Below are 14,543 nucleotides of genomic sequence, written 5' to 3' on the forward strand. Positions count from 1 at the left end.
CGGGGGCCGGGGTGTTCGTTCCGTGGTTCCCGCCGAGTATGTGGATCACTGCCCGCAGCCGGGTAGGGTCCGTGACATAGCTGTCGCATACGTGGAAGGAATCGCGTGGAAGCCAACACTCGTAGCACCGGGCGTCTGCCAGCTGCCTTCCTGACGCCCGGGTCCTCTTCGTTCATGGACTTCCTCGGTGAGCACCAGCCGGAGATGCTCCCGGGCAACCGGCAGTTGCCGCCGGTTCAGGGTGTGATCGAGGCGCCGCACGGCACCACGATCGTGGCGGTGACGTTCCCCGGCGGTGTCGTTCTCGCCGGTGACCGGCGGGCCACCATGGGCAACATGATCGCCCAGCGGGACATCGAGAAGGTCTTCCCGGCCGACGAGTACTCGGCCGTGGGCATCGCCGGCACGGCGGGCCTGGCCGTGGAGATGGTGAAGCTGTTCCAGTTGGAGCTGGAGCACTTCGAGAAGGTCGAGGGCGCCCAGTTGTCCCTGGAGGGCAAGGCGAACCGCCTGTCCACGATGATCCGGTCCAACCTGGGCATGGCGATGCAGGGACTGGCCGTGGTGCCGCTGTTCGCCGGGTACGACGTGGACCGCGGCAGGGGCCGCATCTTCTCGTACGACGTGACGGGCGGGCGGTCCGAGGAGCAGAACTTCGCGACCACCGGGTCGGGGTCGATCTTCGCCCGTGGCGCCATGAAGAAGCTCTACCGCGAGGACCTGACCGAGGAGCAGGCCACGACGCTCGTGGTCCAGGCGCTCTACGACGCGGCAGACGACGACTCGGCGACCGGTGGTCCCGATGTCGCCCGCCGGATCTACCCGATCATCACTGTGATCACCGAGGACGGCTTCCGCCGGCTGAGCGAGGACGAGGGTTCCGAACTCGCCCGCGCGGTGCTGGAACGGCGGCTCGAGCATCCCGACGGCCCGCGGGCCGCGCTGCTGTAGCGGGTGCGTCCGTGTTGTCAGGTGGTCCAGTGACTTCTCCAGAAAGGGATGGATAACCGGTGTCGACGCCGTTCTATGTCTCACCCCAGCAGGCCATGGCCGACCGGGCGGAGTACGCCCGCAAGGGCATCGCCCGTGGCCGCAGCCTGGTCGTGCTGCAGTACGCCGACGGCATCGTGTTCGTCGGCGAGAACCCGTCCCGTGCGCTGCACAAGTTCAGCGAGATCTACGACCGGATCGGCTTCGCGGCCGCCGGCAAGTACAACGAGTACGAGAACCTGCGGATCGGCGGGGTGCGCTACGCCGACCTGCGCGGTTACACGTACGACCGTGACGATGTGACGGCCCGCGGTCTGGCCAACGTGTACGCCCAGACGCTGGGCACGATCTTCTCCAGCCAGGCCGAGAAGCCGTACGAGGTGGAGCTGGTCGTCGCCGAGGTCGGCGACAGCGCCGACGGTGACCAGATCTACCGGCTGCCGCACGACGGCTCCATCGTGGACGAGCACGGCTCGGTCGCGGTCGGCGGCAACGCCGAGCAGATCAGCGGGTACCTGGACCAGCGGCACCGGGACGGCATGACGCTGGCCGAGGCCCTGAAGCTGGCGGTGCAGGCGCTGTCACGGGACACGAACGGCAGCGAGCGGGAGATTCCGGCGGAGCGGCTGGAAGTCGCCGTGCTGGACCGCACGCGTCCGCAGAAGCGGAAGTTCAAGCGGATCGTGGGGGCGCGGCTTTCCCGGCTGCTGGATTCGGTTCCGGGTGAGGTGTCCCCGGAGGACGGGGACGCGGACGGGGACGCGGACGAGTAGCAGCGGTTGGCGTCGCGGGGTGTCCGAGGCGGCACCCCGCAGGCGCCGCCCGGGCGAGCCGGCGCCGGCCCGCCCCGTCGCGGGCATCGCGGAGCTCACCGCGGCGGTGCCGTGGAGCCCCGTACCACCAGGTTCACCGGGATGTCCCCTTCCTCGGGGGCCCGCCCCTCCAGCACCGCCAGCAGGGCCCGCATGCCCCGCTCGCCGAACAGCTCCGCGTCGAGCCGGACGGTCGTCAGCTCGGGGTCGATGGCCGTGGCCAGGCCCAGGTCGTCCAGGCCGGTGATCGAGAGATCGTCGGGGATGCGGAGCCCGGCCCGCCGGGCCGCCTTGTACGCGCCGGCCGCGAGTTTGTCGTCGTCACAGACCAGCGCCGTGGGCCGGGCCACCCCAAAAGCCGCGAGGGCGGCCTCCGCGGCGGTCTGGGCGCCCTCGATGGAGATGGGGGCGTGGGCAGTGCGCAGTTCGGTGCCGGGGGCGTCAGCCAGCCGTGTGGCCAGTTCCCGGGCGCGTACCTCGAAGGTCCAGGACGGGACGTCCGCCGCTAGGTGGAGGAAGCGGCGGTGGCCCAGGGACAGCAGGTGCTCCGCGACCTGACGGATGCCGTCGGCGATGTCCAGGTTGACCGTCGCGGCGCCCAGGCTGCCCTCGGGGTCGCTGTCCAGCATGACGAGGGGTAGCTGGTCGCCCCGGATCGCGGTGAGCGCGTCGGCCGCCATGGAGGACGCGATGACGCCGTCCAGGGCGGCCTGCGCCGAGGCGAAGGGGTCCCGGGCGGGGCCGATGCCCTCGGGGGAGGGGTAGAGGACCACGCCGAAGCCGTGCTCGGCGGCGACCCGCGCGGCGCCCGTGTACACCTCCGCGAAGAACTCCGTGGTCAGCGCGGGGACGACCAGCAGAACCGTGCGCGTGCGGCCCAGGCGCAGGTTACGGGCGGCCAGGTTCGGGCGGTAGCCCAGTTGGTGCGCGGCCTCCCGGACCCGCTGGGCCGTGGGCTCCGACACGCGGCCGCGCCACTTGTCCCCGAGGACCAGGGACACCGCGGCCTGGGAGACGCCGGCGGCCTGGGCGACGTCCCGGCTCGTGGGGCGGGTGTTGCCTCGTGCCACCGTTCGCCTGCGCTTTCGTCTGGACTCGTGAACAGCCGACATGGTACGTATGACGAAGGAAGTTATACGTAAAACCTCGTCGGTTGGTTCGGAGAAGGGGTGGGCCGTGGTCGCCGGGTACCTGGACATTCTTCGGGCGCGGCATGCCGTCCGGCTGCTCGTCGGCACGCTCGTGGGCCGGCTGCCCAACGCCACCGCGGCGATCGCGATCGTGCTGTTCGTGCGGGCCGAGGGCGGTTCGTACAGCCTCGCGGGAGCGCTGGCCGCCGTGTACGGGGTCGCCAACGCCGTGGGGCAGCCGGTGCTCGGGCGGCTGGTGGACCTGCACGGGCAGCCGCGCGTGCAGTTGCCGGCCGCCGTGGTGTCGGGGCTGGCCATGGGCGTGTTCGCCTTCGCCGGTACCGGGACGGTCGCGCTCGCGTACGCGGCCGTGGGGGCCGCGGGACTGTTCACGCCCCCGCTGGAGGGCGGGCTGCGGGCACTGTGGCCCAGCGTGCTGCGCAAGGAGGACCAGGTGCACACGGCGTACGCCATGGACGCCATCGCGCAGGAGGTCATGTTCACCGTCGGGCCGCTGCTCGTGACGGTGTGCGTGTCGCTGTGGTCGCCGCTGGTCGCCCTGCTCGTGCTGAACGCGGTGGGTGTGCTGGGTGCTCTGTCCGTGGTCGCGTCGCCCCCCTCGCGCGCTTGGCGGTCGGCGCCGCGCGAGGCGCACTGGCTCGGGGCGCTGCGTTCGTCCGGGCTGCTGGCGCTGCTGGGCGCCTTCCTGTTCGTCGGGATGGCGCTCGGGTCCATCACCGTCGCCGCCGTGCCCTACGCCGACGAGCACGGCGGCGACGCCGTCTACGGCTGGCTGATGGCCGCCCTGGGGCTCGGCGCGCTCGTCGGCGGGGCCGTCTACGGGGCCAGGCAGTGGAGCGGCGACCCGGCGCGGCGACTGCGGGTGCTGGTGGCCCTGCTGGCGGTGTGTTACCTGCCGCTGACGCTGATGCCGGGCGCGGTCGCCATGGTGCTGCTCACGGTGGTGGCCGGGGTCTTCCTGGCGCCGTGCATCGCCTGCGCGTTCGTCCTCGTCGACCTGCACGCGCCGCGCGGCACGGTGACGGAGGCGTTCTCGTGGCTGGTGACGACGTTCACCGTGGGTGCCTCGGTGGGCACGGGCCTCACGGGGCCCGTCGTGGAGCACGGCGGGGCGCTGTGGGGGTTCGCGGTGCCCGGGGCGGCCGGGGCCGTGTCCCTGCTCGTGCTGGCGTGCACGGGCCGGGTCCTCGCAGCTCCCGCCAGGGCGGCGGTGGTTGCGGCTTCATCGGAAAATGATCCAAACCGTGCCGTCGAACCCCGTTTCAGTTCGGGTCATCAGGCGTAATGTTCAGTCATGGACCGCCGCATTTTCGGGCTGGAGAACGAGTACGGCGTCACGTGCACGTTCAGGGGACAGCGCCGCCTGTCGCCTGACGAGGTGGCGCGGTACCTCTTCCGCCGTGTCGTGTCATGGGGCCGCAGCAGCAATGTCTTTCTGCGCAACGGGGCCCGCCTCTATCTCGATGTCGGATCACATCCGGAATACGCCACACCCGAATGTGACAACGTGATCGAACTCGTCACCCACGACAAGGCGGGCGAGCGCATTCTCGAAGGACTCCTGGTGGACGCCGAACGACGCCTGCACGAGGAGGGAATCGCGGGCGACGTCTACCTCTTCAAGAACAACACCGACTCCGCCGGCAACTCCTACGGCTGCCACGAGAATTACCTCGTGGCCCGGCACGGGGAGTTCTCGCGGCTCGCGGACATCCTCATCCCGTTCCTGGTGACCAGGCAGTTGCTCTGCGGCGCCGGCAAGGTGCTGCAGACACCGCGCGGCGCCGTGTACTGCGTCAGCCAGCGGGCCGAGCACATCTGGGAGGGCGTCTCCTCGGCGACCACCCGCTCCCGGCCCATCATCAACACCCGCGACGAGCCGCACGCCGACGCCGAGCGCTACCGGCGCCTGCACGTCATCGTGGGCGACTCGAACATGTCCGAGACGACCATGCTGCTCAAGGTCGGCGCCACCGACCTGGTGCTGCGCATGATCGAGGCGGGCACGGTGATGCGCGACCTCACCCTGGAGAACCCGATCCGGGCGATCCGCGAGGTGAGCCACGACATCACCGGTCGCCGGAAGGTGCGCCTGGCCAGCGGCCGGGAGGCGTCCGCGCTGGAGGTGCAGCGGGAGTACTACGAGAAGGCCGTGGACTTCTGCGAGCGCCGCGGCATCCGCACCGGCACCGTCGAGCGCGTGCTGGAGCTGTGGGGCCGCACCCTGGACGCCATCGAGGCCGAGGACCTCGACCGCATCGACACCGAGATCGACTGGGTCATGAAGTACAAGCTCCTGGAGCGGTACCGGGCCAAGCACAACATGACCATGTCGCACCCGCGGGTCGCGCAGATAGACCTCGCCTACCACGACATCCACCGCCGTCGTGGCCTGTACTACCTGCTCGAGAAGAAGGGCCAGGCGGCCCGGGTCGCGAACGACCTGAAGATCTTCGAGGGCAAGTCCGTGCCTCCGCAGACCACTCGGGCCCGGCTGCGCGGCGACTTCATCCGACGGGCCCAGGAGCAGCGCCGGGACTTCACCGTCGACTGGGTCCATCTCAAGCTCAACGACCAGGCGCAGCGCACCGTGTTGTGCAAGGACCCGTTCCGTTCGGTGGACGACCGGGTGGAGAAGCTGATCGCCGGTATGTGAGCCGGACGAGGTGGGACACGCGTTTGCGCACGAAAGGGCGGAACGCCACACGGGCACCGTACGTTAGCCGTACGGTGCCCGTCTCACGCCGTAGAGTTGCGCGCACTTCCCCAGGACCGACCGATACCGATACGAGGCCCCCACCGTGCGCCGACGCTCACTCCTCATCGCCGTCCCCGCCGGACTGGTCACGCTCGCCGCATGCGGTGACGGCGACGACTCCGGATCGAGCAGCGCCGGCGACAGCGCGACGCCCGAGGCGTCGGCCACGTCGGCACCGCCGCCGAAGATCGTCGACGGCCCGTTGCCGGCGATCACCGCGGGGACGAAGTTCGACGAGAAGCCGACCGTCGCCAAGGGCGGCGGCGAGCCCTCCAAGGACCTCGCGGTCAAGACGGTCATCGCCGGTGGCGGCAGGGCCGTCGCCGAGAACGACTTCGTGTCGGCGAACTACCTGGGCCAGATCTGGGAGAGCGCGAAGGTCTTCGACAACTCCTACGACCGCAAGACCCCCCTGGTCATCCAGCTCGCCCAGGGCGGCGTCATCGACGGCTGGCGGTACGCCCTCATCGGCAAGAAGACCGGCAGCCGCGTCCAGTTCTCCGTACCGCCCACCTGGGGTTACGGCGAGCAGGGCAACGAGCAGGTGGGCATCAAGGGTTCCGACACGCTGGTGTTCGTGGTCGACGTGCAGGACACCTTCAACGCCAAGAGCTCCGCCAAGGGCAAGGAAGTCCCCCAGGACGACGCCGCCCTGCCCAAGGTCGGCACCAACACCGACGGCAAGGCGCCCGCCATCGAGGTGCCGAAGTCCGACGCGCCGAAGAAGCTCGCGGCCGAGTACGTCCTCGAGGGCGACGGCGCCGAGGTCGACGCCCAGGACAGTGTGCTCGTGCAGTACAAGGGCGTGGTCTGGGACGGCGGCAAGGAGTTCGACTCGACGTACGGCAGGAAGCAGCTCACGTCGTTCTCGCTCCAGCAGGTCGTCAAGGGCTGGTCGCAGGGCCTGACCGGCAAGAAGGTCGGCAGCCGCGTCCTCATCGTCATCCCGCCGGACCTGGGGTACGGCGACAGCCCGCCGGAGGGCAGCGGCATCGAGAAGGACTCCACTCTGGTCTTCTCCGTCGACATCCTGGCGAAGATGTGACGCCCCGGAGATGTAAGACTTGGGCCGTTGCCTTTCCGCAGACAAGCAGGAGCTGAAACACGTGAGCATCGACAAGCCCGAGGTCGACTTCCCGGGCGGCGAGCCCCCGGCGGACCTCGAGATCAAGGACATCTGGGAGGGCGACGGCCCGGTTGCGCAGGCCGGTCAGACCGTGACCGTCCACTACGTGGGCGTGGCGTTCAGCACGGGCGAGGAGTTCGACGCCAGCTGGAACCGCGGTACGCCGTTCCGCTTCCCGCTCGGTGGCGGCCGCGTCATCGCCGGCTGGGACCAGGGCGTGCAGGGCATGAAGGTCGGCGGCCGCCGCCAGCTCACCGTCCCGGCCCACCTCGCCTACGGCGACCAGAGCCCGACCCCGGCGATCAAGCCCGGCGAGACGCTGATCTTCGTGGTCGACCTGCTCGGAGTCTGATCGAAGTCCGAAGGGACGGCGATCAGAGCCGGTCATCCGGGGTCCATGCCTGTCCGGGCATGGGCCCTCGGCTTTTGCCGGGCCACCGGGGAGCGGTACGGTCATCCGTCGTAAGCACCATAGGGAGAAGGGCGTCGATGGCCATTGCCAAGGCCGAGCGGCTGATGAACCTGGCGCTGTGTCTGCTCGGGACTCGGCGGCCACTCAGCAAGCGCGAGCTGCGCGATTCCATCGAGGCATATGTAGAGGCCTCCAGGCCGGGCCAGGGCGCGGCGGGCTCCGACGACTCGTTCAACCGCATGTTCGAGCGGGACAAGGACGACCTGCGAGAACTCGGGCTCGTCATCGAGACCGTGGAGAGCCTCGACGGCGAGGTCGGCTACCTGGCCCGCCGCGACAGCAACCGCCTGCCGCCCATCACCCTGGACGCCGAGGAGGCCGCCGCGCTCGGGCTCGCCGCCAAGGTGTGGCAGCAGGCCCGACTGGCCGGCGCCGCGAGCGGCGCGCTGCAGAAGCTGCGCGCGGCCGGGCTGCCCGAGGACGTCGACCCGTACGAGGCGCACAGCGCGCTGGAGCCCCGCATCCCGGTGCACGAGGCCGCGTTCGAGCCGCTGATGCTGGCCTGCCGAGACCGCCGGCCGGTCGTCTTCGACTACCGCAAGGCCAACGCCGCCCAACCCGAGCCCCGCCACGTCGAACCGTGGGCGCTGGAGTGCTGGCGCGGCCACTGGTACCTGGCCGGCTTCGACCGCGACCGCGGTGCCGAGCGGGTCTTCCGGCTGTCCCGGATCACGGGCCGGGTGCGCTCGCGCGGCGCGCGGTTCACCGCGCCCGTGCCCGATGTCGTCACCGTCCGCGAGACGGTCGCGAGCTGGGCGGGGGAGACCGCCGACCGTTCCGCGCTGATCCGGCTGCGTACGGGCGCGGGGTACCCCCTTCGGGCGAAGGCCACCGGTGTCCGGGAACTCGGTGACGGCTGGGACGAGTTGGAGATTCCGTACGGGCACGGCCTGGACGCCTGGCTGGTGGAGTTCGGGCCGGACGTGGTGGTGCTGGAGCCGGTGGAGCTGCGTGCGGACGTGGTGGACCGGCTGCGTGCCGTGGCCAAGGGCTGAGGGGGAGCGGACAACAAAGTGGCAGGCAAACCGGTCAGGCCCGTGAACGCCATCGACCAGACCCGACGGATGCTGTCCCTGGTGACGTATCTGCGGGAGCGCCCCGGCGCCCGGGTCGAGGACGTCGCGCGCGCCTTCGGCATCACCGAGGACGAGCTGGTCTCCGACCTCGACGTGCTGCCCATGTGCGGCACCAGCTTCCGCGGGGGCGACCTGCTCGACATCGACACCGACGGCGAGCGCATCTGGTGGCACAACCCGGCCGCCCTCGGCGCGGACGCCGCCGAGCCGCTGCGGCTCGCCGCCGACGAGGCCACCGCGCTGCTCGTCGCCGCCCGGGCCGTGGCGACCCTGCCCGGTCTGCGCGAGAGTGACCGGCAGGCGCTGCTGAGGGCGACCGCCAAGGTGGAGACCTCGGCCGGCGAGGCCGCGGGCGCCAGCTCGCGCCTGTCCGTCACCTTCGAGTCCGAGGGCGGTGTCTTCGCCGACGTCGACCGGGCGATCTCGGAGCGCCGACGGCTGTGGATCCGCTACTACTCACCGGCCCGCGACGAGGTCACCGAGCGCGAGATCGACCCCATCCGCCTGGTCAGCGTCGGGCACACGTACGTGGAGGCCTGGTGCCGCCGCTCCGAGGCCCGGCGCACCTTCCGCCTCGACCGGGTCGCCGAGATCCGCATCCTGGACGAGCCGTCCGCGCCGCCCGAGGTGGAGCTGCGGGACCTGTCGGAGGGGCTGGTGCAGCCCGCCGCCGAGGACCCCGAGGTCGTGGTGGAGGTCGGCCCCGGCGGACGCTGGGTCGCCGAGTACTACCCGCACGACAGCGCGGAGGAGCTGGCCGACGGAGGGCTGCGCATCACCCTGCGCACCCCCGACCCCGCGTCCCTGCGGCGGCTGGGCCTGCGGCTCGGGCGCGACGGCCGTATCGTCTCCCCGCCCGGACTCGCCGACAGCGCCCGGCAGGCGGCCCGCGAGGCGCTGGCGGCCTACGACGGCATGGAGGCGGTCGGGGCGCACGACGGGCCGGGCGAGGGGCCGCAAGGGCACGACAGGCAGGAGCGAGGATTGTGAGCGAGTCCGTGGGGCCGGGTGCGCCGGGCATGACGGCGGCGTCCGCGTTCGCCGGCATGCGGCGCGTTTCCCCGGTCGTGTTCAAGGCCGGCTGCCCGGAGTGCCGGGGCCGCTTCGAGCTCGCCGCGAGCGCCCTGCGCCTCGCCATCGGCGCCACCAGCCGGACCACGTTCTACTCGTTCACCTGCCCCGAGTGCGGGTCCGCCGTGCGCAAGCCGGCGGGGGAGCGGGTCGTGGAGCTGCTCACCGGCGGCGGGGTCAGGACCCTGCGGCTGCACTCCACCGTCTAGGCTCGGCGTCATGTTCTGGCCGATGTTCGCGGTTGCCGTGGGTTTTGTGGGTCTCGCCGTGCTCGCGGTGTTCGCCGTGCAGGTGTTCGTGGAGGCGCGGCGTCTGGGCCGGCAGGTGACGGACTCGGCCGACCGGATCAGCCGGGCCGCGGAGGATCTGGAGCGGGCGACCGAGAGCGCCGCCCGCGCCGTGGACGCCCTGTGAGCCGCGTTCCGGGGCGCTTCGCCCTGTCACCCCGCGTGCCCCTGAAGGTACGCTGCTGCTCGCGGCCCGGAAAACGAGGCCCGGTCGCGGACGGGAGTACGCACGGGGATTGCCTCACGTTTACCCCTGAGCGTTACGATCGCTGCACAAGACGATCGATCGGACCTATGTTCGACCGGTCGGACAGCACCCCCACCCAGCCGCCTCGGTGAGAAGGTAAAGACTTATGTTCGGAAGGCTCGGAGCCCCCGAGATCATTCTCATCCTCGTCGTCATCATCCTGCTGTTCGGCGCGAAGAAGCTTCCGGACATGGCGCGGTCGCTCGGCAAGTCGGCGCGCATCCTCAAGAGCGAGGCCAAGGCGATGAAGAGCGAGAGCAAGTCCGACGACTCCGCTCCCGCCGACCCGCCCAACCCCGAGCAGGCCGCGGCGCAGCGCACCATCCAGGCGGCTCCCGGCGATGTGACCAGCTCCCGCCCGGTCACCGAGCCGACGGACACGACCAAGCGCTGACGCAGGGCCGGTGACCTCCGGCCCGCCGCACGAGATGGGAACGTGGGTTGCTGAAGCCTGCCCGCAGCAAGGAGAAGGATCCGGAGGGGCGGATGCCCCTTGCGGAGCACCTTCGTGAGCTCCGCAACCGGCTCGCGAAGGCGCTGTTGGCCATCGTCGCCGTCACCGTCGTCGCCGCCTTCTTCTACAACGACATCATCAACATCTTCACCGACCCGGTCCTCGACTCGGTCGGCTGCCCGAAGTCGTTCGAGGAACTGGCCAAGCTGCCCGAGGACGAGCGGTGCGCCCAGATCACCATCAACGGTCTGCTGGGCCCCTTCACCCTGGCGCTGAAGGTGTCCCTGATGGCCGGTGTCGTGCTCGCCTCGCCGGTCTGGCTCTACCAGTTGTGGGCGTTCGTCGCCCCGGGCCTGCACAAGAACGAGAAGAAGTACGCCTACGCCTTCGTCGCCACGGGCGCGCCGCTCTTCCTCTTCGGTGCCTACTTCGCCTACGTGGTGCTGCCCACCACCGCGAAGGTGCTGATCGAGTTCACACCGTTCGGCGTCGACAACCTGCTTCCGCTGGACGACCTGCTCGACCTCGTCACGCGCATGGTCGTCGTCTTCGGCCTCTCCTTCGAGCTGCCGCTGCTGCTGGTGATGCTCAACTTCACCGGGGCGCTGACCGGCAAGCGGATGCTCGGCTGGTGGCGCGGCATGATCATGGGCATCACGCTGTTCGCGGCCATCGCCACGCCGAGCACCGACCCGCTGACCATGATGTGGCTGGCCGGTCCGATCTGGGTCCTGTACTTCGTCGCGGTCGGCGTCTCCCTGCTGAACGACCGCCGCAGGCGCCGTCGTGAGGCCCTTGAGCCCGACGACGACGAGGCCTCCGAACTGGACCTCGCCCCCGATGACATCGGCGAGATCGAGCCCGTGACCACCGCCCGCGCCCTGCCCGAACAGGCCACGAAGGACCGGGTCAACGGCTACGACGACGTGACCTGAGGCACAGCGGGGCGGTGACGGCACGCGTCGCCGCCCCGAGCAAGCCCTCACGGAGTCCTCAACGGGACCGATCACGATAATGATCGTCCGGTTGTCAGTGCGGCCCGGTACGCTCGAAAGCACGATGACAGAGGATCTCTCTCCGGCCGAGCGGTACGCGGCAGCCCGCCGGCGCGCTGCCGAGCAGGCCACCGCGCTCGCCTCCTTCCGCGAGATGTACGACTTCGGCCTCGACCCCTTCCAGATCGAGGCCTGCCAGGCACTCGAAACGGGCAAGGGCGTGCTGGTGGCCGCGCCCACCGGCTCCGGCAAGACGATCGTCGGCGAGTTCGCCGTCCACCTCGCCCTCCAGCAGGGCAAGAAGTGCTTCTACACGACGCCCATCAAGGCGCTGTCGAACCAGAAGTACGCCGACCTGTGCCGCCGCTACGGCACGGACAAGGTCGGCCTGCTCACCGGCGACAACAGCGTGAACTCCGATGCCCCGGTCGTCGTGATGACCACCGAGGTCCTGCGGAACATGCTCTACGCCGGCTCCCAGACCCTCCTCGGCCTCGGTTACGTCGTCATGGACGAGGTGCACTACCTCTCCGACCGCTTCCGCGGCGCCGTGTGGGAGGAGGTCATCATCCACCTCCCCGAATCCGTGACCCTGGTGTCACTGTCGGCCACCGTGTCGAACGCGGAGGAGTTCGGCGACTGGCTCGACACCGTGCGCGGCGACACTCAGGTGATCGTCTCCGAGCACCGGCCCGTGCCGCTGTTCCAGCACGTGCTGGCCGGGCGCCGGATGTACGACCTGTTCGAGGAGGGCGAGGGTCACAAGAAGGCCGTCAACCCCGACCTCACGCGCATGGCCCGCCTGGAGGCGAGCCGCCCGTCCTACCAGGACCGCAGGCGCGGTCGTGCCATGAAGGAGGCCGACCGGGAGCGCGAGCGCAGACAGCGCTCCCGTGTCTGGACGCCGAGCAGGCCGGAGGTCATCGAGCGGCTCGACGCCGAGGGCCTGCTGCCCGCGATCACCTTCATCTTCAGCCGCGCCGCCTGCGAGGCCGCCGTCCAGCAGTGCCTGTACGCCGGGCTGCGGCTCAACGACGAGGACGCGCGGGAGCGGGTGCGCTCCCTGGTCGAGGAGCGGACCTCCTCCATCCCGACCGAGGACCTGCACGTCCTGGGTTACTACGAGTGGCTGGAGGGCCTGGAGCGGGGCATCGCCGCCCACCACGCGGGCATGCTGCCGACCTTCAAGGAGGTCGTCGAGGAGCTGTTCGTCCGCGGACTGGTCAAGGCCGTCTTCGCCACCGAGACGCTCGCCCTCGGCATCAACATGCCCGCCCGCTCGGTCGTGCTGGAGAAGCTCGTCAAGTGGAACGGCGAGCAGCACGCCGACATCACCCCCGGTGAGTACACCCAGCTCACCGGCCGGGCCGGCCGGCGCGGCATCGACGTCGAGGGCCACGCCGTCGTTTTGTGGCAGCGCGCCATGAACCCCGAGCACCTCGCGGGGCTGGCCGGCACGCGCACGTATCCGCTGCGCTCCAGCTTCAGGCCGTCGTACAACATGGCGGTCAACCTGGTCGAGCAGTTCGGCCGGCACCGTTCCCGGGAGCTGCTGGAGACCTCCTTCGCGCAGTTCCAGGCGGACAAGTCCGTCGTCGGCATCTCCCGGCAGGTCCAGCGCAACGAGGAGGGTCTCGAGGGCTACAAGGCCTCCATGACCTGCCACCTCGGCGACTTCGAGGAGTACGCGCGACTGCGCCGCGAGCTGAAGGACCGGGAGACCGAGCTGGCCCGGCAGGGCGCCAACCAGCGGCGTGCCGAGGCCGCCGTGGCGCTGGAGAAGCTGAAGCCGGGCGACGTCATCCACGTGCCGACGGGCAAGTACGCGGGCCTCGCCCTGGTGCTGGACCCGGGCCTGCCGGCCGGCCGGTCCAACGGCCACCGCGGCTTCGAGCACCACGACGGGCCACGCCCGCTGGTGCTGACCGCCGAGCGGCAGGTCAAGCGGCTGGCGTCGATGGACTTCCCGGTGCCGGTCGAGGCGCTGGAGCGGATGCGCATCCCGAAGTCCTTCAACCCGCGCTCGCCCCAGTCCCGCCGCGACCTCGCCTCCGCGCTGCGCACCAAGGCCGGGCACATCCCGCCGGAACGGGCCCGCAAGAAGCGTTCCCAGGCCGCCGACGACCGGGAGATCGCCCGGCTGCGCAAGGACATCCGCGCGCACCCCTGCCACGGCTGCGACGACCGCGAGGACCACGCCCGCTGGGCCGAGCGCTACCACCGGCTGCTGCGTGACACCTCGCAGTTGGAGCGCCGGATCGAGGGCCGGACGAACACCATCGCGCGCACCTTCGACCGGATCGTGGCGCTGCTGACGGAGATGGACTACCTGCGCGGCGACGAGGTCACCGAGCACGGCAAGCGCCTCGCCCGGCTGTACGGCGAACTGGACCTGCTCGCCAGCGAGTGCCTGCGCGAGGGCGTCTGGGAGGGTCTGTCCCCGGCCGAGCTCGCCGCCTGCGTCTCGGCCCTGGTGTTCGAGTCCCGGGCCGCCGACGACGCGATGGCGCCGAAGCTGCCCTCGGGCAAGGCCAAGGCCGCGCTCGGTGAGACGGTCCGCATCTGGGGTCGCCTCGACGCCCTGGAGGAGGACTTCCGGATCAGCCAGACCGAGGGCGTCGGCCAGCGAGAGCCCGACCTCGGCTTCGCCTGGGCCGCGTACATGTGGGCGTCGGGCAAGGGCCTCGACGAGGTGCTGCGCGAGGTCGAGATGCCCGCCGGCGACTTCGTGCGCTGGTGCAAGCAGGTCATCGACGTCCTCGGCCAGATCTCGGCCGCCGCACCCGGCGAGGGCTCGACGGTCCCGAAGAACGCGCGCAAGGCGGTTGACGGACTGCTGCGCGGGGTGGTCGCCTACTCGTCCGTGGGCTAGCCCTTCTTCTCGCGGGCCCGGCGGTATTCCGCCGGGCCCGCTCGCGTTGACGGGTGCCCGCGGCGCCTCTTTCCCTCATCACGGTGAGTGAGTTTCGTACGCCCATCGCCAATTACGCACTGTGTTCGAACGGCTCCCCGGCGTGCAAATGGGCCCGAGACTACTCCAGTCCCGGTGTCCGTTTCAGGTGCTTGCTGAATATGACACGGCGATGATCCCCCCGGACTAAGCT

Annotated in this window: 14 protein-coding genes and 1 pseudogene; 14 read left to right on the forward strand and 1 reads right to left on the reverse strand. The window is 70.5% G+C overall.

The genetic code is table 11. The features are described 5' to 3' along the window. Positions 1–28 precede the first annotated feature (28 nt). From B1H29_RS39540 to prcA, 3 genes and pseudogenes are all read left to right on the forward strand, one after another. Positions 29–154 (forward strand): annotated as a pseudogene (locus tag B1H29_RS39540) (endonuclease VII domain-containing protein); the annotation flags it as partial. Next, complete coding sequence (prcB, locus tag B1H29_RS29315; protein ID WP_055416069.1) at positions 106–951, forward strand: proteasome subunit beta; 846 nt, start codon at positions 106–108, stop codon at positions 949–951. The pseudogene B1H29_RS39540 and the gene prcB, both read left to right, overlap by 49 nt. A 59-nt stretch (positions 952–1,010) precedes the next feature. Then, positions 1,011–1,763: a proteasome subunit alpha gene (gene prcA / locus B1H29_RS29320; RefSeq protein WP_055416068.1), complete on the forward strand. Its 753-nt coding sequence runs from the start codon at positions 1,011–1,013 to the stop codon at positions 1,761–1,763. Between the two features lie 95 nt (positions 1,764–1,858). Here the strand turns inward: prcA and B1H29_RS29325 are convergent, their stop codons facing one another. Beyond that, positions 1,859–2,872 carry a LacI family DNA-binding transcriptional regulator gene (locus B1H29_RS29325; protein WP_199832265.1) on the reverse strand — a complete coding sequence of 338 codons (1,014 nt, stop codon included), beginning with the start codon at positions 2,870–2,872 and terminating at the stop codon, positions 1,859–1,861. Between the two features lie 106 nt (positions 2,873–2,978). Here B1H29_RS29325 and B1H29_RS29330 point away from each other — a divergent pair, with 106 nt between their 5' ends. From B1H29_RS29330 to B1H29_RS29380, 11 genes are all read left to right on the forward strand, one after another. Beyond that, positions 2,979–4,238 (forward strand): MFS transporter, encoded by a 1,260-nt coding sequence (locus tag B1H29_RS29330; protein WP_055416066.1) that lies wholly within the window; start codon positions 2,979–2,981, stop codon positions 4,236–4,238. Between the two features lie 9 nt (positions 4,239–4,247). Next, a complete protein-coding gene (gene pafA / locus B1H29_RS29335; protein WP_055416065.1) occupies positions 4,248–5,609 on the forward strand; it encodes a Pup--protein ligase in 1,362 nt (453 codons plus the stop codon). Positions 5,610–5,754: 145 nt separating this feature from the next. Beyond that, a complete protein-coding gene (locus B1H29_RS29340; protein ID WP_055416064.1) occupies positions 5,755–6,756 on the forward strand; it encodes an FKBP-type peptidyl-prolyl cis-trans isomerase in 1,002 nt (333 codons plus the stop codon). A 61-nt stretch (positions 6,757–6,817) separates the two neighbouring features. Further along, positions 6,818–7,189 (forward strand): FKBP-type peptidyl-prolyl cis-trans isomerase, encoded by a 372-nt coding sequence (locus B1H29_RS29345; RefSeq protein WP_055416063.1) that lies wholly within the window; start codon positions 6,818–6,820, stop codon positions 7,187–7,189. A gap of 137 nt (positions 7,190–7,326) precedes the next feature. Continuing rightward, positions 7,327–8,304 (forward strand): helix-turn-helix transcriptional regulator, encoded by a 978-nt coding sequence (locus tag B1H29_RS29350; protein WP_055416062.1) that lies wholly within the window; start codon positions 7,327–7,329, stop codon positions 8,302–8,304. Positions 8,305–8,322: 18 nt separating this feature from the next. Further along, on the forward strand, positions 8,323–9,375 hold the full coding sequence (locus tag B1H29_RS29355; protein ID WP_055416061.1) for a helix-turn-helix transcriptional regulator: 1,053 nt from the start codon (positions 8,323–8,325) through the stop codon (positions 9,373–9,375). Positions 9,376–9,404: 29 nt separating this feature from the next. After that, positions 9,405–9,665, forward strand: coding sequence for a hypothetical protein (locus B1H29_RS29360; RefSeq protein ID WP_055417654.1), 261 nt, complete (start codon positions 9,405–9,407; stop codon positions 9,663–9,665). Positions 9,666–9,675: 10 nt separating this feature from the next. Further along, a complete protein-coding gene (locus B1H29_RS29365) occupies positions 9,676–9,870 on the forward strand; it encodes a hypothetical protein (RefSeq protein ID WP_055416060.1) in 195 nt (64 codons plus the stop codon). 226 nt (positions 9,871–10,096) lie between these two features. Next, a complete protein-coding gene (gene tatA, locus B1H29_RS29370) occupies positions 10,097–10,384 on the forward strand; it encodes a Sec-independent protein translocase subunit TatA (protein WP_055416059.1) in 288 nt (95 codons plus the stop codon). A 47-nt stretch (positions 10,385–10,431) separates the two neighbouring features. After that, complete coding sequence (tatC, locus tag B1H29_RS29375; RefSeq protein WP_055416058.1) at positions 10,432–11,379, forward strand: twin-arginine translocase subunit TatC; 948 nt, start codon at positions 10,432–10,434, stop codon at positions 11,377–11,379. Between the two features lie 79 nt (positions 11,380–11,458). Next, entirely contained in the window at positions 11,459–14,311 is a 2,853-nt protein-coding gene (locus B1H29_RS29380; RefSeq protein WP_079160527.1) for a DEAD/DEAH box helicase, read from the forward strand. Positions 14,312–14,543 lie beyond the last annotated feature (232 nt).

The sequence above is a fragment of the Streptomyces pactum genome (assembly GCF_002005225.1).
GTDB classification, from domain to species: Bacteria; Actinomycetota; Actinomycetes; order Streptomycetales; family Streptomycetaceae; genus Streptomyces; species Streptomyces pactum_A.